Here is a 23,349-nt window from a genome sequence, read left to right on the forward strand (position 1 = left end):
ACCATCACATAGCTTTACCAAAGGTATTGCACTGCGCCGGGTCGCCGCTGGCAAACCCGCGTTTAAACCAGCTGTAGCGCTCTTCGGAGGTGCCATGGGTAAAGCTGTCCGGGATTACGCGCCCCTGACTCTGCTGTTGCAGGCGGTCATCACCAATAGCCTGCGCCGCGTTTAGTGCCTCTTCGAGATCGCCAGATTCCAGAACACCTTGCTGCTGCATGCTATTACCCCATACACCCGCAAAGCAGTCTGCCTGCAGTTCCATTCGCACAGAGAGACGGTTCACTTCTGTCTGGCTGGCATTTTGCTGGAGCTGACGGACTTTTGGCTCGATACCGAGCAGTTTCTGCACGTGGTGGCCGACTTCATGAGCAATCACATAGCCCTGGGCGAAATCACCGTCCGCACCCAGTTTACGTTTCATGTCGTCATAGAAAGAGAGATCGATATAGACGGTACTGTCCGCCGGACAGTAGAAAGGCCCCATCACCGATTGTCCGGTGCCGCATCCGGTGCGGGTTGCGCCGCGATACATCACCAGTTTTGGTGGCTGATACGTGCGTCCCATTTTTTCAAACTGCTGACCCCAGGAGTCTTCTGTGGTCGCCAGAATCACGGAGGTGAATTTCGCCGCTTCATCTTCATTAGGGCTAATGGAGCGCTGAGATTGTTGCTGTTGTGGCACAGGTTCACCGGTCATTAAGCCCGTAAGATCGACCCCGTAATACCCAGCAACCAGCACGATAATCAGCAGAACAATGCCGCCTTTACCGCCGGGAAGCCGCATACCGCCACCGCCCATGGACGGCCCCATACCGCCACGGCTGCGCCTGTCTTCTACATTGTCACTTTCGCGACGCCCTTGCCAGCGCATAAACACCTCTAATCAATCCCATCAGTAATAGAGAGATCGTAGGCGGTCAGGGGCAGGATTACCATAAGAAACAAGCATACACTTCATCATTCAGGCTGTTTTTTTGCTGGCGAGCGCGATGATGTTGTCGATAAAAACACCAGGGGACGTTTTTCTCCCCTGGCTTTTGGGCAGTCGTTAGTCGAGCTTAACGCCCAGGCGATGCGCAACGGCTTCATAGGCTTCAATCAGGCCACCGAGGCTCTGACGGAAACGGTCTTTGTCCATTTTATCCAGCGTCTCTTTGTCCCACAGACGGCTACCGTCCGGCGAGAACTCATCACCCAGCACGACTTCGCCTTTATACAGACCAAATTCCAGCTTGAAATCGACCAGGATTAAGCCGGCATCATCAAACAGTTTTTTCAGGACATCGTTAGCTTTGAAGGTTAACTCCTGCATGCGCGCGAGGTTCTCTTTGCTTACCCATCCGAAGGTTTCGCAGTAAGATTCGTTCACCATCGGATCGTGCATTTCGTCATTTTTCAGGAACAGATCAAACAACGGTGGGTTCAGTTCAATGCCTTCTTCAATACCAAGACGCTTCACCAGGGAGCCTGCGGCACGGTTACGGACCACGCATTCAACCGGAACCATATCCAGTTTTTTCACCAGACATTCCGTATCGGACAGCAACGCTTCCATCTGAGTCGGGATACCCGCTTCTTCCAGCTTGCTCATAATGAAATGGTTAAATTTGTTGTTCACCATGCCTTTACGGTCAAACTGCTCAATGCGTGCGCCATCCCCTGCTGACGTATCATTGCGGAACTCGAGCACCAACAGATCCGGGTTTTCCGTGCTGTATACGGTCTTCGCTTTGCCACGATACAACTCAGCTTGCTTCTGCATCTTCATTACTCCTGGTGTGATGATATGTACAAAAATCTCGGGATATTATGCCACGCACACGTTTGCGTGGCACTAAAATAAAGAGGGCTGGATTCACCAGCCCTCTTTTTTATTTGCTGAATGCTGCCTGGAAGACAGCGACCAGCGCATCGTTTTGCGACTGAGTCAGCGTGTGACCTTTCGGATCGATAAACTGCAAGCTGCTGCGGTTATCGAGGTCACCGACCTGAAGTTTGTAATCACCGGAGGCCAGACCCGGGTCGCTGGCGCCCAGAGCTTGCCACGCGCTGTCAGAAAGCGGCTTGTAGGTCACCGCCATGCTGCCCGTAGAACGGGTGCTGTCGGTGACTTTCATGCCTGCTTTCTCCAACACAGTCGGCAGACGTTGCCAGGTTTGCTGGAACGGTGCGCGCACAACCAGCATCGGCAAACCGGTGTCATCGGCGGCGCTCTGCACGTCAAACGTGACGCCATTGTTGCTCTGCGCGGCGTTCGCTGCGGCGGTCGCGTTTTTATCGAGACCCGAAGCGATCGCATTCAGCATTTCAGTGCTGTAACGCTGCAGAGAAGCGGCATCTGCTACAGGCTTGCCTGCCTGCTCCAGGTTTAGCAGTTTGACCATAACGGCCTGCTGATAACCCTGAGGTTTCACAGAGACTTGATAACGACCACGATACTGCTGATCTTCATCCAGACGGTTCCATTCGATCCAGTCGGTGGTCAGGGTTTGACCTGCGTCGTCACGTTTATCAATCGTATAATTCTTCGACTGAATCACGCTCACCACCTGTGGCCACAGCGTGCTGTTGCGACCGTTTTCCACCAGCAGAGTCGCGGTGTCACCCGTAAACTGGGTACGCGCACCGCTCACCAGTGCCAGCGGCTGTGCCGGTGGACGAATATCCAGCGCCTTACCCACTGCGCCGCTGCCGTTGGTGACAGGAATATTGTAATCGCCGTTTTGAATCGGCAGGATCATACCCGCTGGCGCATGAAGTTCAGCAAGCGGGGCTGCATCCAGATAGGATTCATCACCGCTCACCTGGCGCTTGTAGCGCGAGTCTGAACTACAGGCAGCGAGGAGCATAACAAGCGAAACACCCGCAACCTTCGCCAGGCGCGACTTCTGTACTGAGTAAGCCATCAAATCTCCCTAAACTCTACAGCAAACCGGCATGCTTCAGCGCACCCGTGACCACTTCACGACCGTGATCGGTAATGGGGGTCATTGGCAGACGCAGCGTATCGGTCGCTACAAGTCCCAACTCCTTACATGCCCATTTCACTGGGATCGGATTGGGTTCGACAAATAATTTAGTATGCAACGGCATCAGACGCTGGTTAATCACACGAGCTTCATCGAAATGACCCGCCGCAGCCAGTTTGCACATTTCGGCCATATCGCGCGCCGCAACGTTGGACGTTACAGAAATCACACCATGGCCACCGAGCTGCATAAAGTCCAGCGCGGTCGCATCATCACCACTGAGCAGAATAAAGTCGTCTGAAACCAGCTCTTTGATCTGATGAACGCGGCTTAAGTTCCCGGTCGCCTCTTTAATTGCGATAATATTTTTAACTTTCGAGAGACGGCCTACGGTTTCCGGCAGCATATCGCAGCCAGTGCGTGACGGCACATTATACAGAATTTGTGGCAAGTCAGTATGTTCTGCAATGGCTTTGAAATGCTGGAACAGACCTTCCTGCGTTGGACGGTTGTAGTAAGGCGTTACCGTCAGGCAACCTACAATACCGCTATTGTTGAAACGCTGCGTCAGGCTAATGGCCTCAGCAGTGGCATTTGCACCCGTGCCGGCAATGACCGGGATACGCCCGTCAGCCAGTTCGACGGTCATCATCACCACATCGCCGTGTTCATCATGACTCAGGGTGGCAGATTCACCGGTAGTCCCTACCGAAACGATCGCCGCAGTCCCGTTGGCGACATGGTAATCAATCAGTTTTTTCAGGCTTGACCGGCAGACATTACCTTTCTCATCCATCGGCGTAACAAGCGCAACAATACTTCCCGTGAACATGGGCCATCCTCTGTGCAAACAAGATTCTCAATGGTACGTTTGGAACTGTAATAAAAGCAAGCGACGTAAGGCGTCCAGGCTGTTGTATGCATGTTTTTTTTATGCTTTCCTTATGAAGACTTAACCACGCAAAGGAAGAACAGGTTTGACAACCTCATCACAACATTACCTGGTTATCACTGCGCTGGGTGCCGACAGAGCCGGTATTGTGAACACCATCACCCGCCACGTCAGCAGCTGCGGCTGTAATATTGAAGACAGCCGCCTTGCAATGCTTGGCGATGAGTTCACTTTTATCATGCTCCTTTCCGGGACATGGAACGCGATTACGCTCATCGAATCGACTTTACCCCTTAAGGGCGCGGAGCTGGATTTGCTGATCGTCATGAAACGCACCACCGCGCATCCGCGTCCGGCCATGCCGGCGACCGTTTGGGTGCAGGTTGAAGTCACCGACTCACCGCATTTGATCGAACGTTTCACCGCGCTTTTCGACAGCCATCAGATGAACATTGCTGAGCTGGTTTCTCGGACGCAGCCGGGCGCCACGCCGAAATTGTTTATCCAGATTACCGCGCACAGTCCAGCCTCTCACGACGCATCAAATATTGAGAATGCCTTCAAAGCACTCTGTACAGAACTCAATGCGCAAGGCAGTATAAACGTCGTAAATTATTCACAGCATGAACAGGATGGAGTTGAGTAATGAATCCACTGAAAGCCGGTGACATCGCACCGAAATTTAGCCTGCCCGATCAGGACGGCGAGCAAGTAAATTTGACCGACTTCCAGGGACAGCGTGTTCTGGTTTATTTTTACCCAAAAGCCATGACGCCAGGGTGTACCGTACAAGCGTGCGGTTTACGCGATAACATGGACGATTTGAAAAAAGCAGGCGTAGACGTGCTGGGTATCAGCACCGATAAGTCAGAAAAGCTGTCACGCTTCGCCGAAAAAGAGCTGCTGAACTTTACGTTGCTCTCCGATGAAGACCATCAGGTCTGCGAGCAATTTGGCGTCTGGGGTGAAAAGTCCTTTATGGGCAAAACCTACGACGGCATCCATCGTATCAGTTTCCTGATCGATGCCGATGGCAAAGTTGAACATGTGTTCGATAACTTCAAAACCAGCAATCACCACGATGTGGTGCTTGAGTGGCTGAACGCGAACGCCTGACAGAAAGCAAAATCCCGGTTCAGTGAACCGGGATTTTTTTACTCTTCCACCGCCGGGACATCAGGCCAGGCGTGAACCACCGCTTTAATCAGCGTCGCCAGCGGAATCGCAAAGAATACCCCCCAGAATCCCCACAGACCGCCGAAAATCACCACCGACAGAATGATCACCAGCGGATGCAGGTTCACCGCTTCAGAGAACAGCACCGGCACCAACAGGTTGCCGTCGAGTCCTTGAATAATCAGGTAAACCGCAAAGCAGCTCCAGAACTCCGGGCCGAGACCAAACTGAAACAGCGCCACGCCCACCACCGGAATCGTCACTACGAACGCGCCGATATAGGGAATCAGCACCGAGAAGCCCACCAGCACCGCCAGCAGCAGCGAATAGTTCAGACCAAAGATGATGAAACCTACCCAGGTGGCGACACCGACCACGATCATCTCCAGCACTTTTCCGCGGATGTAGTTGGTGATCTGCTGATTCATCTCCTTCCACACCTGGCCCGCAAGACCACGATTGCGTGGCAGAATTCGGCGCACCGCATTGAGCATCTGATCTTTATCCTTCACCAGGAAGAAGACCATCAGCGGAACCAGGACCAGGTAAACCGCCAGCGTCAGCAGCCCGACAAGGGACGCCAGGGAATATTTCACCACTGAATCGCCCATCGTCATAATGCGGGCGCGCATGTTTTCCGCCATGGCATCAATAATGCCCGCATCCATCAGCGCAGGGTAACGCCGCGGTAAGGTGGCAGCAAAATCGGAGAGTTTATTCAGCATGCCGGGCATATCGCGAATCAGGTAAATCCCCTGCTGCCAGGCGACGGGCATGACAACGAACGACATTAATAAAAGTATACCGACGAAGAAAACCAGCACGATGCTGGTGGCCCAGCGGCGAGAACAGCCGATTTTTTCGAGGCGAACGGTCGGCCATTCGAGGAGATAAGCCAGGACGAGAGCCACCAGTAACGGTGCCAGCAGGCCGCTAAAGAAGAACAGGATACAGAATCCGGCAACCAGAATAACCAGCAAAGCAATAGCCTCGGGATCGCTGAAGCGACGCCGATACCACTGCATTAACATTTCGAGCATACAACCCTTCCCTGAATCGGATGGCGGAAGTGAGAGGGTGGATTGTATCTAACTGTCACAAAAAAGACTTTCGCTTTTTGTCTCTCTGTCACGAATCGCAAAAGGCCGGTGTTTGGGATTTTCTTCACGCCCTAACACGGCTACACTCGCAGAGCACTCTAAGGTGAACGATATCCGGGTTCGCCGGTCAAATTAGCACATCCAAAATACAGGGCAGAGGTTATGTTCAGGCAGTTGAAAAAAACTCTGGTTGCAACGCTTATTGCCGCGCTGACTGTCGGTCAGATGGCTCCCGCTTTTGCCGATACGGCTGATTCATTGCCGGATATGGGGACCTCAGCAGGAAGCACGCTCTCCATCGGCCAGGAAATGCAGATGGGTGATTATTATGTGCGTCAGCTTCGCGGGAGCGCGCCGCTGATCAACGACCCGTTACTGGTGCAATATATCAACGGGTTAGGGATGCGCCTTGTCGCCCATGCCGACTCCGTCAAAACGCCCTTCCACTTCTATTTAATCAATAATGACGAAATCAACGCCTTCGCCTTCTTCGGCGGCAATGTGGTGCTGCATTCGGCGTTATTTCGTTATTCCGATAACGAAAGCCAGCTTGCGTCAGTGATGGCGCACGAGATCTCCCACGTGACTCAGCGCCACCTGGCGCGCGCCATGGAAGATCAAAAACGTAATGCCCCGCTCACCTGGGTTGGAGCGCTGGGCTCCATTTTGCTGGCGATGGCCAGCCCGCAGGCCGGTATGGCGGCGCTGACCGGTACGCTTGCCGGTACCCGGCAGGGAATGATTAGCTTTACCCAGCAGAACGAACAGGAAGCGGACCGCATCGGCATTCAGGTGCTTCAGCGCTCCGGTTTTGATCCGCAGGCCATGCCATCGTTCCTCGAAAAACTGCTCGATCAGGCGCGATATTCCACGCGTCCACCCGAAATTTTATTGACTCACCCGTTACCTGAAAGCCGTCTGTCCGATGCTCGTAACCGTGCCAACCAGATGCGTCCGGTGGTGGTGCAGTCGTCGCAGGATTTCTACATGGCGAAGGTCAGAACGCTGGGCATGTACAATTCGGGACGTAACCAGCTCACCAGCGATCTCCTCGATGCGCTGGCAAAAGGAAACATTCGCGAAAAGAATGCCGCTCAGTATGGTCGCGCCCTTCAGGCGATGGAAGCCAGCCAGTACGATGAGGCGCGTAAAGCGATACAGCCTCTGCTGGCCGCCGATGCCAATAACCCGTGGTATCTCGATCTCTCCACCGATATCGACCTGGGGCAGAAGAAACCCACCGAGGCGATTAACCGCCTGAAAGGGGCAAAAGATCTGCGTACCAACCCGGTACTGCAACTCAACCTGGCGAATGCTTACTTACAGGGCGGCCAGGCGAGAGAAGCCGCAACCATTCTTAACCGCTACACCTTCGATCACAAAGACGATCCTAACGGCTGGGATCTACTGGCTCAGACCGAAGCGCAGCTTGGCAACCGCGATCAGGAGCTCGCCGCGCGTGCGGAAGGTTACGCCCTGGTGGGTCGTCTGGATCAGTCAATTTCCCTGTTAAGCAGCGCCAGTTCGCAGGTCAAACTGGGCAGTCTGCAACAGGCTCGCTACGACGCACGAATCGATCAACTGCGCTCGCTGCAGCAACGTTTCAAGCCGTATGAAAAGATGTAATAAGGAGCATTCATGTCAGACGCGGTAAAAATCTATCACAACCCACGCTGCTCAAAGAGTCGCGATACGCTTAGCCTGCTGAAATCAAACGGTATTGATCCGCAAGTCGTGCTTTATCTGGACACGCCGCCGGATGCAGAGACTCTCCGCCAGCTTTTAAGCATGCTCAATATGGCGAGTGCGCGCGAGTTGATGCGCCAGAAAGAAGATCTGTATAAATCGTTGGGTCTGGACGACAGCCACCTGTCGGAAGATGCGCTGATTCAGGCGATGGTGGAAAACCCGAAACTGATTGAGCGTCCGATTGTTGTCGCGAACGGCAAAGCTCGCATCGGTCGTCCACCGGAAGATGTTCTCGAAATCCTCAGCTGATTTTTTGCGCCGCAGCGCCTTTAAAATGCCTGCGGCGTATTTATCTTGCTTGCTTTGTCGCAGAAGGGCTACAGCCTCAACGTCTCTTTTACAAACGGGATCGTCAGCTTACGCTGTGCGGTAATCGACGCGCGATCGAGCTGATCGAGCGTATCGAAGAGCGTGCGCATTTCACGATCCAGACGCTTGAGCAGAAAACGCCCCACATCTTCCGGCAGCTCAAACCCACGCAACCGCGCACGCAGCTGTAAAGCCTGCAGTTTGTCTTCGTCAGAAAGCGGCTGCAGCTTGTAGATCTGCCCCCAGTCGAGGCGGGACGCTAAATCTGGCAGACCGAGATTCAGCTGGCGCGGTGGACGATCGCCAGTGATCAGCAAGCGGGTTTTACCCGATTCCAGAATGCGGTTGTAGAGATTAAACATCGCCATTTCCCACGGCTCATCTCCGGCAATGCATTCAATATTGTCGATGCAAACCAGCGAAAGATGTTCCATGCCGTCGAGCACTTCCGGGACAAACCAGGTGCGTTTATCCAGTGGCACATAGCCCACCGCGTCACCGCGCTGAGAAAGCTCCGCGCAGGCGGCATGCAAAAGATGACTGCGTCCCGCGCCTTCGCGTGACCAGATATAAATGTATCCGCTGTGCTCCTGGCGCAACACGTTTTGCAGCGCGGCCAGTAAAGAGGGGTTATCGCCCGGCCAGAAACTGGCAAAAGTTTCGTCGTCAGGAAGATAAAGTGGCAGAGAGAGCTGTGCCGGTCCGTTCAGAAATACCTCGATCAAGGTCTCACATAAAATCGGGAGGGAGTTTATCACGGAACCTGCAAGGAGAGAACCGGGCGGATCGTCCACCCGGTTTGAGGATCACCGTGACGTTTTTTCGCTGTCGGCGGCGTCCAGAACTTCTTCTTCCGGACGCAGAACAGAGATCAGTTTGAAGATCAGACTTAAGCCCACGCCAACGATCGTTGCCAGCGCCATGCCTTTCAGCTCCGCCGCACCGATGTGAACCTTCGCACCGCTGACGCCGATGATCAGGATCACGGAGGTCAGGATCAGATTCTGCGTTTTGTTGTAATCCACTTTGGACTCAATCAGCACGCGAATACCGGACGCGCCGATCACGCCGTACAGCAGCAGAGACACACCGCCGATCACCGGCACCGGGATAATCTGGATCGCCGCCGCCAGTTTTCCGACGCAGGAGAGCAGAATCGCAAAGATCGCCGCCCCGCCGATCACCCAGGTGCTGTAGACGCGAGTAATCGCCATTACGCCGATGTTCTCGCCGTAAGTGGTGTTTGGCGTGGAGCCGAAGAAACCGGAAATCATAGTCGACAGGCCGTTGGCAAACATCGAACGGTGCAGGCCCGGGTCACGGATCAGATCTTTTTTGACGATGTTCGCCGTCACCACCAGGTGACCAACGTGCTCGGCAATCACCACCAGCGCTGCAGGCAGAATGGTGAAAATAGCGAACCATTCAAAGCGCGGGGTGTAGAAGGTGGGCAGTGCGAACCAGTGAGCCTGCGCAATGGGAGAGGTGTCCACTACGCCCATCGCAAAGGAGAGCGCATAGCCCGCCAGCACCCCAATCAGAATCGGGATGATGGCCAGAAAACCGCGGAACAGCACGGAGCCGAAAACGGTAACTCCCAGTGTCACCAGCGAGATAATAATGGTTTTGGATTCAGGGGATTGCCCGTCCGCAGGCAGCAGACCAGCCATATTGGCCGCGACGCCCGCCAGCTCCAGACCGATGACGGCAACGATTGCGCCCATCGCCGCAGGAGGGAACATCACGTCCAGCCAGCCCGTTCCCGCTTTCTTCACGATAAACGCAACGATGCAAAACAGCGCGCCACACATGATAAAGCCGCCCAGCGCCACTTCGTAGCCTAACGGCAGCAGCAACAATACCGGCGAGATAAACGCAAAGCTGGAACCTAAATACGCCGGGATTTTCCCTTTACAGATGAAAAGGTAAAGCAGCGTCCCGACACCGTTGAACAGCAGGACGGTGGCCGGGTTAATGTGAAACAGGATTGGCACCAGCACGGTTGCGCCAAACATGGCGAACAGATGCTGCAAACTAAGCGGGATTGTCTGCAAAAGTGGCGGTCTTTCACTCACCCCGATAGTACGGCGCGTCATAGTGTTTTCCTCTAAGTATTGTGAGTTGTTTGCGTTTTATTCAAAAAAAAGCCGACTATCAAAGTCGGCTTCTTTTTCGTTATTCGATTATTTCGTACCAAAAATCTTATCGCCGGCATCACCCAGCCCCGGGATAATGTACCCGTGTTCGTTCAGCCCCTGGTCGACAGAAGCGGTGTACAGCTCGACGTCCGGGTGCGCTTTTTCCAGCGCCGCGATACCTTCAGGAGCCGCAACCAGAACCAGCACTTTAATGCTGCTACAGCCCGCATTTTTCAGCAGATCGATGGTGGCAATCATTGAACCACCGGTCGCCAGCATAGGGTCAACAACCAGCGCCATGCGCTCGTCAATGTTGGACACCAGTTTCTGGAAATATGGGACCGGCTCCAGCGTTTCTTCATTACGGTAGATACCGACAACGCTGATACGTGCGCTCGGGACGTGCTCCAGCACGCCTTCCATCATGCCCAGACCTGCGCGCAGGATTGGCACAACGGTAATTTTCTTCCCTTTGATCTGCTCAACCTGTACCGGGCCGTTCCAGCCCTCGATGGTCACTTTTTCCGTTTCCAGATCGGAGGTTGCTTCATAGGTCAGTAAGCTTCCAACTTCAGAGGCCAGTTCGCGAAAACGCTTCGTGCTGATGTCATGCTCACGCATCAGGCCCAGCTTGTGTTTAACGAGTGGGTGTTTCACTTCCACAATCTTCATTTTCATTCTCCTCTGAGGTGGCTACCGCAAAAAAAATCGCCGGATTATACCGCTTTTTTAAGAGTTCGCCATACCCAACTTGCTTGACTACGATCAAGCAAAGTGGTTAATGCGCCGTTAATCAGTATAAATCGAGATAAAAAAAGCCCCGCATTGCGAGGCTTATTAAGCTGTTACGTGAATTACAGCGACTCGCCGTTGCTGGCGATGACTTTCTGATACCAGTCGAACGACTTTTTCTTACTGCGATTGAGCGTTCCGTGACCTTCGTTATCTTTATCGACAAAGATAAAGCCGTAGCGTTTTTTCATCTCACCCGTTCCCGCCGAAACCAGATCGATACAGCCCCACGGCGTGTAGCCCATTAAATCGACACCGTCCTCGACCACCGCTTTTTTCATCTCGCTAATGTGGGCCGCAAGATAATCAATACGATACTGGTCATTCACCGTGCCATCGCTCTCCTGCACATCGATCGCCCCAAAACCATTTTCTACGATAAACAGCGGCAGCTGATAGTGATCCCAGAACCAGTTAAGGGAGTAGCGCAGCCCCACCGGGTCAATCTGCCAGCCCCAGTCAGATTTCTGAACATACGGGTTGGAGACCAGACTTTTGCTCTCATCGTAATCAAGCTGTGGGTTATCCGGCGTCGCTTTGGTGGCGAACGACATGTAATAGCTGAAGCCAATATAGTCTACACAGCCCTGCTTCAGCGCCGCGAGATCCTCTGCGGTGATATCCAGCTCAAAACCACGACGCTCAAAATAGTTGAGCAGATGCTGCGGATATTTGCCGCGCACATGCACGTCAGTGAACCAGTAGCGGCGGTGCATAGCGCTCATCGCCATCATCACGTCGTCCGGCGCACAGCTCAGCGGATAGATCGGACACATCGCGATCATGCAGCCAATTTGCAGTGACGGATTGATCTCACGTCCCGCTTTCACCGCCAGCGCACTGGCCACCAGCTCATAATGGGCCGCCTGGAACATCACCGGCTCACGATCTTCGCCCGGCTCGTACTTCAGGCCGGAGTTGGTAAACGGTGCGAAATCTTCGTGGAAGTTAGCCTGGTTGTTGATCTCATTGAAGGTCATCCAGTACTTCACTTTATGCTGGTAACGCTCAAACGCCACCGTCGCGAAACGCACAAACAGGTCGATCAGCTTGCGGTTGCGCCAGCCGCCATACTCGGTGACCAGATGGAAAGGCATCTCAAAGTGCGACAGGGTGATCACAGGCTCGATACCGTGCTTCAGGCACTCGTCGAATACGTCGTCGTAGAACTGTAAACCCGCTTCATTTGGCTCCAGCTCATCACCTTTCGGGAAAAGACGCGTCCAGGCAATTGAGGTACGGAAGCATTTAAAGCCCAGCTCGGCAAAAAGTTTGATGTCTTCTTTGTAGCGATGGTAAAAGTCGATGGCTTCATGGTTAGGATAATTTTTACCCGGCAGCACGCCGTTTGTGATTTCACGCGGTACGCCATGCGCGCCCGCCGTCATCACATCCGCCACACTGACGCCCTTACCGCCCTCTTTCCAGCCACCTTCCAGCTGATGCGCCGCGACCGCGCCGCCCCACAGAAAACCTTTTTTGAATCCAGACATGCCCTTTCCCTCATTCTGCGTGATTTTCTGCAAAAAACATTACAGAAACCGGTTTCAGTGGAATGATGTGCAAAGGCTAAAGGCGTTGCAAGCAGATTACCGAAACCGGTTTCATTTTCGTGAACGGTATCAAGTTTGTCTGCGGATGCGGTTTAAACGTGCAAATTTTCAGCGCCTTTTTGCGCAAGAAGAATAGGCTCGCAAACGTTTGCCTGGACTGTTAGAATTGCGCCGATTTTTCTTACTATGCAATGCAATCGCGTGGGGACTTAAGCCGTGACCAACAAAACTTCTCTCAGCTATAAAGATGCCGGTGTTGATATTGACGCAGGTAATGCGCTGGTTGACCGAATCAAAGGTGTGGTGAAAAAGACCCGCCGCCCTGAAGTGATGGGTGGTCTGGGTGGATTTGGCGCGCTGTGCGCACTGCCGCAAAAATATCGCGAACCTGTTCTGGTTTCTGGCACAGATGGCGTGGGAACAAAACTGCGTCTGGCGATGGATCTGAAACGTCACGACACCATCGGTATCGACCTGGTGGCCATGTGTGTGAACGACCTCGTGGTGCAGGGTGCTGAACCCCTCTTCTTCCTCGATTATTACGCTACCGGCAAACTGGACGTGGAGACGGCATCCAGCGTCATCACCGGTATCGCGGAAGGCTGCCTGCAGTCCGGCTGTGCGCTGGTGGGCGGCGAGACGGCAGAAATGCCGGGGATGTATCACGGTGAAGATTACGACGTCGCCGGCTTCTGCGTCGGTGTGGTAGAAAAATCAGAAATTATCGACGGCAGCAAAGTGACGGATGGCGATGTCCTGATTGCACTGGGCTCCAGCGGTCCGCACTCCAACGGCTATTCCCTGGTGCGTAAGATCCTCGAAGTGAGCGGTTGCAACCCGGAAACGACAGATCTCGAGGGCAAACCGCTGGCCGATCACCTGTTGGCCCCCACCCGCATCTACGTGAAAAATATTCTTGAGCTGATTGAGAACGTTGACGTACATGCCATTGCGCACCTGACCGGCGGCGGTTTCTGGGAAAACATCCCGCGCGTACTGCCAGATAATACTCAGGCGGTGATCGACGAGTCATCCTGGCAGTGGCCAGCCGTATTCAACTGGCTGCAAACGGCAGGCAACGTCAGTCAGCACGAAATGTATCGCACCTTCAACTGCGGCGTCGGCATGCTCATCGCCCTGCCAGCCAGCGAAGCAGATAAAGCCATTGAGCTGATGAAGGCGAAAGGTGAAAACGCGTGGAAAATCGGTATCATCAAAGCTTCTGATTCCGAACAGCGCGTGGTCATTGAATGAAAAATATTGTGGTGCTCATTTCCGGCAACGGAAGCAATTTGCAGGCCATTATCAATGCCTGCAAACAGAAACAGATCAATGGCACCATACGCGCAGTATTCAGCAACAAGGCCGACGCGTTCGGCCTTGAGCGTGCGCGGGAGGCTCATATTCCGGCGCACACGCTGGAGGCCTCTCAGTTTGCCAGTCGCGAAGCGTTTGATCGGGAGCTGGTGCAGGAAATCGATGCCTATGCGCCGGATGTCGTGGTGCTGGCCGGCTATATGCGCATTCTCAGCCCGGCGTTTGTTTCCCACTATTCTGGTCGTCTGCTGAACATCCATCCGTCCCTTCTGCCAAAATATCCCGGTCTGCACACTCACCGTCAGGTGCTGGAAAATGGCGATGAGGAGCATGGGACCTCTGTGCATTTCGTCACCGATGAACTGGATGGCGGGCCTGTCATTCTGCAAGCCACCGTCCCGGTATTCGACGGCGACAACGAAGATGACATCACAGACCGCGTGCAAGTGCAGGAACACGCCATTTATCCTTTAGTGGTGAGCTGGTTTGTCGATGGCCGCCTGGAGATGCGAGAAAACGCCGCCTGGCTGGATGGCATCAGGCTCCCGCCTCAGGGGCATGCTTCAGAAGAATAAATTTTCAAGCCGGCGATTGCCGGCTTTTTGTTGTCTGTTATTGATAAAAACAATATAAATTCAGGCTATTTAGCGCTGATTTTCCTCTTCGGATCGTCGGTTTACTGTCATACTTTTCTGGCACAGTTGGACATCTCGTGGCAAAGCTCGCCATAATAGAATCGAGACGGATTTACTGCGTCCCGTGATTGAAACGGAGTGTAAGTTGTAATGGGTCAGGAAAAGTTATACATCGAGAAAGAGCTAAGCTGGTTGGCGTTCAACGAACGAGTGCTTCAGGAAGCGGCTGACAAGAGCAACCCGCTGATTGAACGTATGCGTTTTCTGGGTATTTATTCCAATAACCTGGATGAATTCTACAAAGTTCGTTTTGCGGAATTAAAACGGCGAATCATCATTAGCGAAGAGCAAGGCTTGAATTCGCATTCGCGCCATTTGCTGGGCAAAATCCAGGCACGAGTGTTGAAAGCGGACCAGGAGTTTGACGGTCTGTATAATGAGCTGCTGCTGGAAATGGCACGCAACCAGATTTTCCTGATTAACGAGCGCCAGCTCTCCGCCAATCAACAAACCTGGCTGCGCCACTATTTCAAACATTACCTGCGCCAGCACATCACCCCTATTCTTATCAATCGCGAAACCGATTTGGTGCAGTTCCTGAAAGATGACTACACCTATCTTGCGGTTGAGATTATTCGCGGCGACGCCATTCGCTATGCGCTGCTGGAGATCCCGTCAGATAAAGTGCCGCGTTTTGTGAATCTGCCGCCTGAAACGCCACGCAGACGCAAACCGATGATTCTTCTCGATAACATCTTGCGCTACTGCCTGGATGATATTTTCAAAGGGTTCTTCGACTACGATGCCCTGAACGCCTATTCCATGAAGATGACCCGTGATGCCGAGTACGATTTGGTGCACGAAATGGAAGCCAGCCTGATGGAGTTGATGTCATCGAGCCTGAAACAGCGCCTGACGGCGGAGCCGGTGCGTTTTGTTTATCAACGCGATATGCCGGACGCGCTGGTGGAAATGCTGCGCGAAAAACTGACAATTTCTCGCTATGACTCCATCGTGCCAGGCGGTCGTTACCACAACTTTAAAGACTTTATTGGCTTCCCGAATGTGGGCAAAGCCAATCTGGTTAACAAACCCCTGCCGCGCCTGCGCCATATCTGGTTCGATAAATTCCGTAACGGGTTTGACGCCATCCGTGAGCGCGACGTGCTGCTCTATTACCCGTACCACACCTTCGAGCATGTGCTGGAGCTGTTACGTCAGGCATCGTTCGATCCCAACGTCCTGGCAATCAAAATCAACATTTACCGCGTGGCGAAAGACTCGCGCATCATTGATGCCATGATTCACGCGGCGCATAACGGCAAAAAAGTGACCGTTGTGGTTGAGCTACAGGCGCGATTTGACGAAGAAGCCAACATTCACTGGGCGCGCCGTCTGACGGAAGCCGGTGTACACGTGATCTTCTCGGCACCCGGCCTGAAAATTCACGCCAAGCTGTTCCTGATCTCGCGCAAAGAGGGTGAAGACGTGGTGCGCTATGCCCACATCGGCACCGGTAACTTTAACGAGAAAACCGCGCGGCTTTACACCGACTACTCGCTGCTGACCGCCGATGCGCGTATCACCAACGAAGTGCGCCGGGTATTCAACTTTATTGAGAACCCGTATCGCCCGGTAAGCTTTGACTATCTGTTAGTTTCGCCGCAAAACTCGCGCCGCCTGTTGTATGCGATGATAGATAAAGAAATCGCCGCCGCGCAGAAAGGTGAACCATCAGGGATCACCCTCAAACTGAATAACCTCGTCGACAAAGGGCTCGTCGATCGGCTGTATGCCGCCTCCAGTTCCGGCGTTCCGGTCAATCTGCTGATCCGCGGAATGTGCTCGCTTATTCCGCAGCTGGAAGGCATCAGCGAAAACATTCGCGTAACCAGTATTGTTGACCGTTATCTGGAACACGATCGGGTCTATATTTTCGAGAACGGTGGCGACAAACAGGTTTATCTCTCTTCAGCGGACTGGATGACGCGAAATATTGATTACCGAATTGAGGTCGCGACCCCGCTGCTGGACCCGCGTCTGAAGCAGCGGATTCTCGATATTATCGATCTGTTATTGAGCGATACCGTCAAGGCTCGCTATATCGACAAAGAACTGAGTAACCGCTACGTGCAACGCGGCAACCGTCGTAAAGTGCGCTCACAACTGGCGATTTACGACTATATCAAATCACTCGAGCAACCTGATTAACCTATGCCGATAAATGATAAGACCCCACGACCACAGGAGTTTGCTGCGGTCGATTTAGGTTCTAACAGCTTCCATATGGTCATCGCCCGCGAGGTCGACGGTGCCATGCAGATCATCGGACGCCTCAAGCAGCGCGTGCATCTCGCCGACGGTCTTGACGATAAAAATATGCTTAGCGAAGAGGCGATGGAGCGAGGCTTAGCCTGTCTGTCCCTGTTTGCCGAGCGCCTGCAGGGATTCTCCCCGTCAAGCGTCTGTATTGTGGGCACGCATACTCTGCGTCAGGCGTCGAATGCGTCTGAGTTTCTTAAGCGCGCGGAAAAAGTGATCCCCTACCCGATCGAAATCATCTCGGGTAATGAAGAAGCGCGTCTGATTTTTATGGGTGTGGAACACACTCAGCCGGAAAAAGGCCGCAAGCTGGTGATTGATATTGGCGGTGGATCGACGGAGCTGGTGATTGGCGAAGATTTTGAGCCAAAACTGGTTGAAAGCCGCCGTATGGGCTGCGTCAGCTTCGCCCAGATGTACTTCCCGGGCGGCGCGATTAGCCGCGAAAATTTCCAGCGCGCCAGAATGGCGGCGGTACAAAAGCTGGAATCGCTGGCCTGGCAGTATCGTATTCAGGGCTGGAATGTCGCGCTGGGTGCGTCGGGCAGCATTAAAGCAGCCCATGAAGTGCTGCTGGAAATGGGCGAAAAGGACGGTTTTATTACCCCGGAACGCCTCACAAAAATCACCGAAGAGGTGCTCAAATTTAAAAGTTTTGATGCACTGAGCCTGCCGGGCTTGTCCGATGAACGGAAGGCCGTTTTCGTTCCGGGTCTGGCCATTCTGTGCGGGGTCTTCGACGCGCTGGCGATCCGTGAGCTACGTCTCTCCGATGGCGCACTGCGTGAAGGCGTGTTGTACGAAATGGAAGGTCGTTTCCGCCATCAGGACATTCGCAGCCGTACCGCGCAAAGTCTGGCGAATCAGTACAACATTGACCGTGAACAGGCGAAGCGGGTGCTGGAAACCACAACCCATATTTACGAGCAGTGGGAAGCGCAAAATCCTAAGCTCGCGCATCCGCAGCTGGCGGCGCTTCTGAAATGGGCAGCAATGCTGCACGAAGTGGGCCTGAATATTAACCACAGCGGAATGCATCGCCATTCGGCCTATATCCTGCAAAACAGCGATCTGCCCGGCTACAACCAGGAGCAGCAGACTATGATGGCGACGCTGGTTCGCTATCATCGTAAAGCCATTAAGCTGGACGATTTGCCGCGCTTTACGCTGTTCAAGAAAAAACAGTTCCTGCCGTTGATTCAGCTTTTGCGCTTAGGTGTGCTGCTGAATAACCAACGCCAGGCCACTACCACCCCGCCAACGCTAACGCTGAAAACGGACGATCACCACTGGACGTTGAGTTTCCCGCATGACTGGTTTAGTCAGAATGCGCTGGTGCTGCTGGACCTGGAAAAAGAGCAGCAGTACTGGGAAGCCGTGACCGGCTGGTTGCTAAAAATCGAAGAAGAACAGTCGCCGGACGTTGCGGCGTGATGTGACAGTCTTCAGGCGTTCATCTCTGACGCCTGAGGACTGAGCAACGTTTCAAGATATTCAGGTTCACCAATCAAGAAACCTTGCAGATAATCAATTCCTAACGCATTGACTGCGCTGCGTATTTCCTCGCTTTCGACATACTCCGCAACCACCAGCATTTTCTTCATCCTCGCCAGATGGCAAATTGATGCGACAATTTGATAATCGAGACTATTGTCGGCGATATGGCGGATAAAGCTGCCATCAATTTTCAGGATGTCGGCATCGACATTTTTCAGTCGCGCGTAGCTCGCGTAGCCCGTGCCGAAATCGTCGATAGCGATTCGACAACCCAGTTGCTGAAGATGCTTAAGGTTCTGATCGGCCAGTTCGGTATTGCCAAAACCACTGCATTCGGTGATTTCAAAGATGAGCTGCCACGCTTCAACGGCGTATTTTTTCAGTAAGCGGTTCACTTCAAACGGGAACTGCGCCCGGCAAATGGTTGATGGCGAAAGATTAATGGCAAAACGTTCTCCCGGAAGTCTTTCACGGTGTTCGTTTAAGAACTGCAGCGTGTGCTCCAGAACCCATAAATCAACGCGTGAAGATAAGCCAAACTCCTGCGCCACGGGCTGGAATTTATCCGGTGAAATGAATTCCCCTTTTTCGTTCGGCATGCGTAACAGTATTTCGTGATAATGATCGCCGCGAACGCCTTGTACCCGCAGCGCCATCAGCGTGAATTCATTTTGATCGAGCGCGCTTTGCAGGCAGTTCATCATCGCTACTTTATCTTTCAGCTTCCGTTGTAAATTCACGGCCCCGCGCTGCTGGAGATTCTCCGGATGGTTGGTCAATAATGATAAATCCGCAATGATGCTGAGTTCACCCAGCAGCAGATAGAGATGATTGACCGGCGAACGCACACAGCAGTAGCTGATACCGACCAGCGGTTGCAGCGGCATACCGTCCCAGATAAAGCGGAACTCTTTGATCCGCTCGTCCAGCGCTTCAATGCGCGACGCGTGCGACTCCGTATTTAGCCGTATCGCCAGATCGTATCCCGATAAATGATAGATGCTCTCATTCTGCTGCAGCGAGCTTTGAATCCACTCAGCCAGCTTTTGCTTGTAGTGGATCCTCAGCAGCACGCCATAGTTGCGCCCCAGGATCTCAAGTTCCGGAATGCGAAGAATGCACAGCGCCGACCACGGCGATTTAGACAGCGAACGCGACAGCGCCCGCAGGTTTGGCATATGCAGTACCGGATCGAGAAACGCCAGTCGATTTGCACGCCGAATGATGGCACGCTGGCGGGTGGCCAGAATAGCCATATAAATTACAACAAATGAATAAACCAGATAGCTGGATGAGGTGATGGCCAGTTGAATGTCATAGCCTTGATACAGCGGGACGTAGCGGTAAAAATAATGAATGGACAAAATCAGCACCGGGGTCCAAATCAGCGTCATCAGCTTATAGCCAAAACGCATCGAGCCCCAGAGCATGACCGACATCATTAAAGACAAGGTGTAGTTGGTACTAAAAATTGAGCTGGATTCACTGACTGGAACAAGCAGCAGAATCAGCAAGCCCCCAACCGCTGCGCTCCATACGATCAATTCCGTCGCACCGACTTTTTTGTCTATTTGCCCCCGAATTTGTGACGCCAGACCGATGACGTAGCCAGGGTGGCGAATAATGCGTATCAGCAAGTAGCTCAGCGGTATCCCTGTCAGCGTCCCTACCAGCAATCCTTGATAATTGATTAAGGTGCGGATACTGAGCGGATTCAGCCCCGACATGCTTTGACGGCTTTCATAGACACCAAGATAAACAGCAAATTCAAACAGCAGCAGAAACAGCGTTGAAGGGCAGAAAACCTGCCAGAAAATACGCTGCGCCATCAGTTGCGGGTCACCATAGGACACCATATTCCGGCGGGGGACGAACACGCGATACCCACCCCAGCTCAGAATCAGAGGGATGATAAAATGGCAAATGACCGCCGCGGTTTCATATAAGCCTGCCGAAGGGTAGTAGCGACAAAAAAGCGCCAGTGCAATGCCGGGCAACGCCGCCAGGCCGAAAAAGAGCATAGAAGAGAGCAGAAACGCCAGCGGCAGGTAATAAAGGGCAATCATCCCGCCGTTTAAATGCGTATATGTGCTGGCAGAACTCATGAGCGGGAGTAAAGCGACAGGCAGAATAAGCGGAAGCGCCCACCAGCGATCTTTATGTTGCTTCAGGAATGCCAGAGTTTTCATAGATGCCCACTTCAGTTTATTATCTTTTGAATTGAAAGTTCAGACAGGCATCCAACCTGACTTAATTATTACCGGCTACGCACACACGCAACAGAGCAGGAATTTTAGTGATCAACCACCGGCAATAGTTGACCTAAATCAAATTACTTAAATGGATTAATCATTTCTTACGATTTTTATCTGCTGTTTTCTCTTTTCAATCAAAGCGGTAAATGATTGCACCCAGTCACATCATAATTATCAATTTATGCACTGACGAAATTTTACACATCGTATAATTGACCCCTTCTTCCCGCTGTGCCTTAATAGCCGTATCGCCCGGAAGGGTATGCCCAGGAAATTACAGTGAGTCAGGCTACGCGTATGCACAAACGACATCGATTTAACACTCGAATGACCCGCATCATACTGCTAATCAGCTTCCTGTTTTTCTTTGGCCGCTTTGTTTATTCCTCAATAGGTGCCTGGTACCACCATCAGGACAAAATACAGTCGCAGCAGGTCACTCAACCTCTGGATACTGCCAATCGCTAGCCCTTGCGCGTAACAGCCGAATCACTTCAGAAATCCCTTTGCTGAGAATTTTATCCTGGCGCATCACAATGCCCAGCTGTCGGTGCAGCACGGGTTGCAATGAATGTACGCTCAACCCTTCGCTGTCAGCTGAATGCTCTACCGCCATGCGCGGGACGATGCTGTAGCCCAGTCCGGCCCGGACCATCCGCTTAATGGCTTCAATGCTGCCCAGTTGCATCACCGGATTGACGTTCATTGCGCCAGCGCTAAACCAGCCATCAATTAAATCCCGCGTTCCACTCCCGGCCTCAAACGCGATAAGCGGCAGCGTATGTAAAACCTGTGGCGTCGCGGGTGAGATACCCTCGTTCTGCGCGCGTGAAATAATCAGGACGAACTCTTCATCCATAACCGGCATAATTTCCAGCGCGCGCCCGCTTGCCGGCAGGGTCACCAGTCCCATATCCAGGCGGTTCTCCTCCACGGCGCGAACAACATCAGGGGTATTACCCGTTGTCACTCCGACTCTTAGCAGGGGATGCTCGTGACGCAGCCGTTGTAACAGCGAGGGTAAAAGATGGATGCAGGCGGTAGCGCCAGTGCCCAGCGTGATCGTGCCGCTTATCTCATCACTGAACTCGCTGATCGAGCGGATAGCCTCATCCACCACCTGTTCAATGCGATCGCTATGATTCAGCAGCGCTAATCCCGCCGCAGTGGCTTTGATTCCACGCCCGGTACGCTCGACTAAGCGCGTCCGAAGAAACTGCTCCAGCTGGCGAACCTGCAAACTGACAGCCGGCTGAGAAAGCCCTAACAAATCCGCCGCCGCAGAAAAACTCCCCCGCTGGACCACCAGCCGGAAGGTCGCCAGATTACCCAAATTCAGCGTCGTCATCACAAAGTTTCTCTTATAGGGGTCATAAATACAGAGGCCTGCCTGCACCATACCGCGCGCAGTATGCTCAGGACAACTGCATAACGGAATGAAAACTAATGAAAACACCCGCCCTCCCCCGCCTGATTTCCCTGGCTGCTGGCTGTAATCAGCTTATTAACTGGGGGATCACTTTTTATATGCCAGGCACATTTTCCCGCGCCATTTCGGCAGAAATGGGCTGGACCTCACCGCAGATCTACTTTGGGCTAACTCTGGCAATGCTGGTCATGGCGGTGATATCGCCGTTTGTCGCCAGACTGTTAGCCCGCTTTGGCGGCCAGCAGGTAGTGATGAGCGGCACACTGCTGATCACTCTTAGCTGCGTAGTGATGGCTTACACACATTCCTTATCAGGCTGGTACTGCGCGTGGTTGCTGGCCGGTGTGGGTATGCGTTTAGCGTTGTATGATGCTCTTTTCGCCTCCCTGGTGAACCTCTACGGGCAAAGTGCGCGCCGGATGATCTCCCGCGTGACGCTGGCTGGCGGTCTGGCCTCTGCGGTGTTTTGGCCGCTGGGGGCAACATTACTGACGTTCATGAGCTGGCGCGAAGCACTGCTGATCTACGCCCTTTGCGGGCTCATGAGTACCACCTTCATCCGCGTGCTGCCAAATCAGACGATGCCACCCGCGACGGTGCGCAAAGTGTCTACATCCTCCGGTCACCACGATCGTCGTAACAGCCTGCTCTACGCCACGTTTATTGCGTTGATAACCTTTGTTTCTAACGGCACGTCTACGCATTTACCGGAATTTATCGCAAGCGTTGGGCTTCCGGCTACCGTTGGCATGCTATGGGGCATTGGGCAGACTGGTGCGCGAATGATGGAGGTCATGGCGGGGTCGACGTTAACACCGTTTCGCCTGACGCTTTTCACCGCACTCGCAATGCCACTCTGTTTTTTAGCGGGAGTCAGCGCCAGCACCTTTATCTGGGCGGCGGCCGGATTCGTGCTGGGATATGGCGCGATCAATGGGCTGGTAACGATTATCAAAGCGACCCTGCCGTTACAACTTTTTCCTGCTGAGGATTACGCACGACGCACGGGAGTCTTGCTCATTCCGGCGCAGGTCATGGCAGCGGTATCGCCATTTGCTTACGCATGGCTGAATCGGGAACTGAGTGTATTCGGGACGATGTGGGTGTCGTGCGGATTGACGGTGATAATTGGGGGGCTGGCTGTAGGGATGGTGGTTGTGCAGCGGGACAATAAAAAACCCTCTGGCGAGGCAGAGGGTTTTTTGTGACTAGA

At 53.2% G+C, this 23,349-nt stretch carries 21 protein-coding genes; 10 read left to right on the plus strand and 11 right to left on the minus strand.

Going from position 1 to position 23,349, the window contains the following annotated elements; all coding sequences use genetic code 11:
- Positions 1-4: 4 nt before the first annotated feature.
- From ypfJ to dapA, 4 genes are all read right to left on the minus strand, one after another.
- Positions 5-874 carry a KPN_02809 family neutral zinc metallopeptidase gene (ypfJ, locus tag SOM82_RS14610; protein ID WP_154128385.1) on the minus strand — a complete coding sequence of 290 codons (870 nt, stop codon included), beginning with the start codon at positions 872-874 and terminating at the stop codon, positions 5-7.
- Positions 875-1,051: 177 nt separating this feature from the next.
- Positions 1,052-1,765 carry a phosphoribosylaminoimidazolesuccinocarboxamide synthase gene (purC, locus tag SOM82_RS14615; RefSeq protein WP_154128383.1) on the minus strand — a complete coding sequence of 238 codons (714 nt, stop codon included), beginning with the start codon at positions 1,763-1,765 and terminating at the stop codon, positions 1,052-1,054.
- Positions 1,766-1,874: 109 nt separating this feature from the next.
- On the minus strand, positions 1,875-2,909 hold the full coding sequence (gene bamC, locus SOM82_RS14620; protein WP_320459668.1) for an outer membrane protein assembly factor BamC: 1,035 nt from the start codon (positions 2,907-2,909) through the stop codon (positions 1,875-1,877).
- A 16-nt stretch (positions 2,910-2,925) separates the two neighbouring features.
- Positions 2,926-3,804, minus strand: a complete 879-nt coding sequence (dapA, locus tag SOM82_RS14625) for a 4-hydroxy-tetrahydrodipicolinate synthase (RefSeq protein WP_154128379.1) — start codon at positions 3,802-3,804, stop codon at positions 2,926-2,928.
- A gap of 145 nt (positions 3,805-3,949) precedes the next feature.
- Here dapA and SOM82_RS14630 point away from each other — a divergent pair, with 145 nt between their 5' ends.
- Complete coding sequence (locus SOM82_RS14630; protein WP_154128377.1) at positions 3,950-4,510, plus strand: glycine cleavage system transcriptional repressor; 561 nt, start codon at positions 3,950-3,952, stop codon at positions 4,508-4,510.
- Positions 4,510-4,980: a thioredoxin-dependent thiol peroxidase gene (gene bcp, locus SOM82_RS14635; protein WP_154128376.1), complete on the plus strand. Its 471-nt coding sequence runs from the start codon at positions 4,510-4,512 to the stop codon at positions 4,978-4,980. The genes SOM82_RS14630 and bcp overlap by 1 nt, the downstream gene beginning before the upstream one ends.
- A 38-nt stretch (positions 4,981-5,018) precedes the next feature.
- Here bcp and SOM82_RS14640 read toward each other — a convergent pair whose 3' ends face one another.
- The gene (locus SOM82_RS14640) at positions 5,019-6,080 is read right to left on the minus strand and encodes an AI-2E family transporter (protein WP_154128374.1); all 1,062 of its coding nucleotides are present in this window, start codon (positions 6,078-6,080) and stop codon (positions 5,019-5,021) included.
- A gap of 222 nt (positions 6,081-6,302) precedes the next feature.
- Here SOM82_RS14640 and bepA point away from each other — a divergent pair, with 222 nt between their 5' ends.
- Both bepA and arsC read left to right on the plus strand, forming a co-directional pair.
- The gene (gene bepA / locus SOM82_RS14645) at positions 6,303-7,766 is read left to right on the plus strand and encodes a beta-barrel assembly-enhancing protease (RefSeq protein WP_154128372.1); all 1,464 of its coding nucleotides are present in this window, start codon (positions 6,303-6,305) and stop codon (positions 7,764-7,766) included.
- Between the two features lie 12 nt (positions 7,767-7,778).
- Positions 7,779-8,138 carry an arsenate reductase (glutaredoxin) gene (gene arsC, locus SOM82_RS14650; protein WP_320459667.1) on the plus strand — a complete coding sequence of 120 codons (360 nt, stop codon included), beginning with the start codon at positions 7,779-7,781 and terminating at the stop codon, positions 8,136-8,138.
- A gap of 68 nt (positions 8,139-8,206) precedes the next feature.
- Here the strand turns inward: arsC and SOM82_RS14655 are convergent, their stop codons facing one another.
- From SOM82_RS14655 to SOM82_RS14670, 4 genes are all read right to left on the minus strand, one after another.
- The gene (locus tag SOM82_RS14655) at positions 8,207-8,908 is read right to left on the minus strand and encodes a DnaA inactivator Hda (protein ID WP_320459858.1); all 702 of its coding nucleotides are present in this window, start codon (positions 8,906-8,908) and stop codon (positions 8,207-8,209) included.
- Between the two features lie 96 nt (positions 8,909-9,004).
- The gene (gene uraA, locus SOM82_RS14660) at positions 9,005-10,294 is read right to left on the minus strand and encodes a uracil permease (RefSeq protein WP_320459666.1); all 1,290 of its coding nucleotides are present in this window, start codon (positions 10,292-10,294) and stop codon (positions 9,005-9,007) included.
- An 87-nt stretch (positions 10,295-10,381) separates the two neighbouring features.
- On the minus strand, positions 10,382-11,008 hold the full coding sequence (gene upp / locus SOM82_RS14665) for a uracil phosphoribosyltransferase (protein ID WP_154128364.1): 627 nt from the start codon (positions 11,006-11,008) through the stop codon (positions 10,382-10,384).
- Positions 11,009-11,190: 182 nt separating this feature from the next.
- A complete protein-coding gene (locus SOM82_RS14670; protein ID WP_154128362.1) occupies positions 11,191-12,621 on the minus strand; it encodes a 6-phospho-beta-glucosidase in 1,431 nt (476 codons plus the stop codon).
- A 276-nt stretch (positions 12,622-12,897) separates the two neighbouring features.
- Between SOM82_RS14670 and purM the strand changes: the two genes are divergently transcribed.
- From purM to ppx, 4 genes are all read left to right on the plus strand, one after another.
- Complete coding sequence (gene purM, locus SOM82_RS14675) at positions 12,898-13,935, plus strand: phosphoribosylformylglycinamidine cyclo-ligase (RefSeq protein WP_320459665.1); 1,038 nt, start codon at positions 12,898-12,900, stop codon at positions 13,933-13,935.
- Positions 13,932-14,573, plus strand: coding sequence for a phosphoribosylglycinamide formyltransferase (purN, locus tag SOM82_RS14680; RefSeq protein WP_320459664.1), 642 nt, complete (start codon positions 13,932-13,934; stop codon positions 14,571-14,573). Before purM ends, purN begins: the two co-directional genes overlap by 4 nt.
- Positions 14,574-14,783: 210 nt before the next feature.
- Positions 14,784-16,844 carry a polyphosphate kinase 1 gene (ppk1, locus tag SOM82_RS14685; protein ID WP_154128358.1) on the plus strand — a complete coding sequence of 687 codons (2,061 nt, stop codon included), beginning with the start codon at positions 14,784-14,786 and terminating at the stop codon, positions 16,842-16,844.
- 3 nt (positions 16,845-16,847) lie between these two features.
- Positions 16,848-18,389 carry an exopolyphosphatase gene (gene ppx, locus SOM82_RS14690; RefSeq protein WP_154128356.1) on the plus strand — a complete coding sequence of 514 codons (1,542 nt, stop codon included), beginning with the start codon at positions 16,848-16,850 and terminating at the stop codon, positions 18,387-18,389.
- An 11-nt stretch (positions 18,390-18,400) separates the two neighbouring features.
- Here ppx and SOM82_RS14695 read toward each other — a convergent pair whose 3' ends face one another.
- Complete coding sequence (locus SOM82_RS14695; RefSeq protein ID WP_320459663.1) at positions 18,401-20,641, minus strand: bifunctional diguanylate cyclase/phosphodiesterase; 2,241 nt, start codon at positions 20,639-20,641, stop codon at positions 18,401-18,403.
- A gap of 345 nt (positions 20,642-20,986) precedes the next feature.
- Between SOM82_RS14695 and SOM82_RS14700 the strand changes: the two genes are divergently transcribed.
- Complete coding sequence (locus SOM82_RS14700; protein WP_320459662.1) at positions 20,987-21,175, plus strand: YfgG family protein; 189 nt, start codon at positions 20,987-20,989, stop codon at positions 21,173-21,175.
- On the opposite strand, the gene SOM82_RS14705 is transcribed toward SOM82_RS14700, so the two are convergent.
- Positions 21,144-22,055: a LysR family transcriptional regulator gene (locus SOM82_RS14705; RefSeq protein WP_320459661.1), complete on the minus strand. Its 912-nt coding sequence runs from the start codon at positions 22,053-22,055 to the stop codon at positions 21,144-21,146. The two genes, SOM82_RS14700 and SOM82_RS14705, sit on opposite strands and share 32 nt — an antisense overlap.
- A 98-nt stretch (positions 22,056-22,153) precedes the next feature.
- Here SOM82_RS14705 and SOM82_RS14710 point away from each other — a divergent pair, with 98 nt between their 5' ends.
- Positions 22,154-23,344, plus strand: a complete 1,191-nt coding sequence (locus SOM82_RS14710; protein WP_320459660.1) for an MFS transporter — start codon at positions 22,154-22,156, stop codon at positions 23,342-23,344.
- Positions 23,345-23,349: the final 5 nt, after the last annotated feature.

It is taken from the genome of Lelliottia sp. CFBP8978 (genome assembly GCF_034046055.2).
In the GTDB taxonomy this organism is placed as follows: domain Bacteria; phylum Pseudomonadota; class Gammaproteobacteria; order Enterobacterales; family Enterobacteriaceae; genus Enterobacter.

Excerpts from the sequence above, each read along its gene's own strand:
- ypfJ (WP_154128385.1), bottom strand. The coding sequence starts at position 874 with ATGCGCTGGCAAGGGCGTCGCGAAAGTGACAATGTAGAAGACAGGCGC.
- purC (WP_154128383.1), bottom strand. The coding sequence starts at position 1,765 with ATGCAGAAGCAAGCTGAGTTGTATCGTGGCAAAGCGAAGACCGTATAC.
- bamC (WP_320459668.1), bottom strand. The coding sequence starts at position 2,909 with ATGGCTTACTCAGTACAGAAGTCGCGCCTGGCGAAGGTTGCGGGTGTT.
- dapA (WP_154128379.1), bottom strand. The coding sequence starts at position 3,804 with ATGTTCACGGGAAGTATTGTTGCGCTTGTTACGCCGATGGATGAGAAA.
- bcp (WP_154128376.1), top strand. The coding sequence starts at position 4,510 with ATGAATCCACTGAAAGCCGGTGACATCGCACCGAAATTTAGCCTGCCC.
- SOM82_RS14640 (WP_154128374.1), bottom strand. The coding sequence starts at position 6,080 with ATGCTCGAAATGTTAATGCAGTGGTATCGGCGTCGCTTCAGCGATCCC.
- bepA (WP_154128372.1), top strand. The coding sequence starts at position 6,303 with ATGTTCAGGCAGTTGAAAAAAACTCTGGTTGCAACGCTTATTGCCGCG.
- arsC (WP_320459667.1), top strand. The coding sequence starts at position 7,779 with ATGTCAGACGCGGTAAAAATCTATCACAACCCACGCTGCTCAAAGAGT.
- uraA (WP_320459666.1), bottom strand. The coding sequence starts at position 10,294 with ATGACGCGCCGTACTATCGGGGTGAGTGAAAGACCGCCACTTTTGCAG.
- upp (WP_154128364.1), bottom strand. The coding sequence starts at position 11,008 with ATGAAGATTGTGGAAGTGAAACACCCACTCGTTAAACACAAGCTGGGC.
- SOM82_RS14670 (WP_154128362.1), bottom strand. The coding sequence starts at position 12,621 with ATGTCTGGATTCAAAAAAGGTTTTCTGTGGGGCGGCGCGGTCGCGGCG.
- purN (WP_320459664.1), top strand. The coding sequence starts at position 13,932 with ATGAAAAATATTGTGGTGCTCATTTCCGGCAACGGAAGCAATTTGCAG.
- ppk1 (WP_154128358.1), top strand. The coding sequence starts at position 14,784 with ATGGGTCAGGAAAAGTTATACATCGAGAAAGAGCTAAGCTGGTTGGCG.
- ppx (WP_154128356.1), top strand. The coding sequence starts at position 16,848 with ATGCCGATAAATGATAAGACCCCACGACCACAGGAGTTTGCTGCGGTC.
- SOM82_RS14695 (WP_320459663.1), bottom strand. The coding sequence starts at position 20,641 with ATGAAAACTCTGGCATTCCTGAAGCAACATAAAGATCGCTGGTGGGCG.
- SOM82_RS14705 (WP_320459661.1), bottom strand. The coding sequence starts at position 22,055 with ATGACGACGCTGAATTTGGGTAATCTGGCGACCTTCCGGCTGGTGGTC.
- SOM82_RS14710 (WP_320459660.1), top strand. The coding sequence starts at position 22,154 with ATGAAAACACCCGCCCTCCCCCGCCTGATTTCCCTGGCTGCTGGCTGT.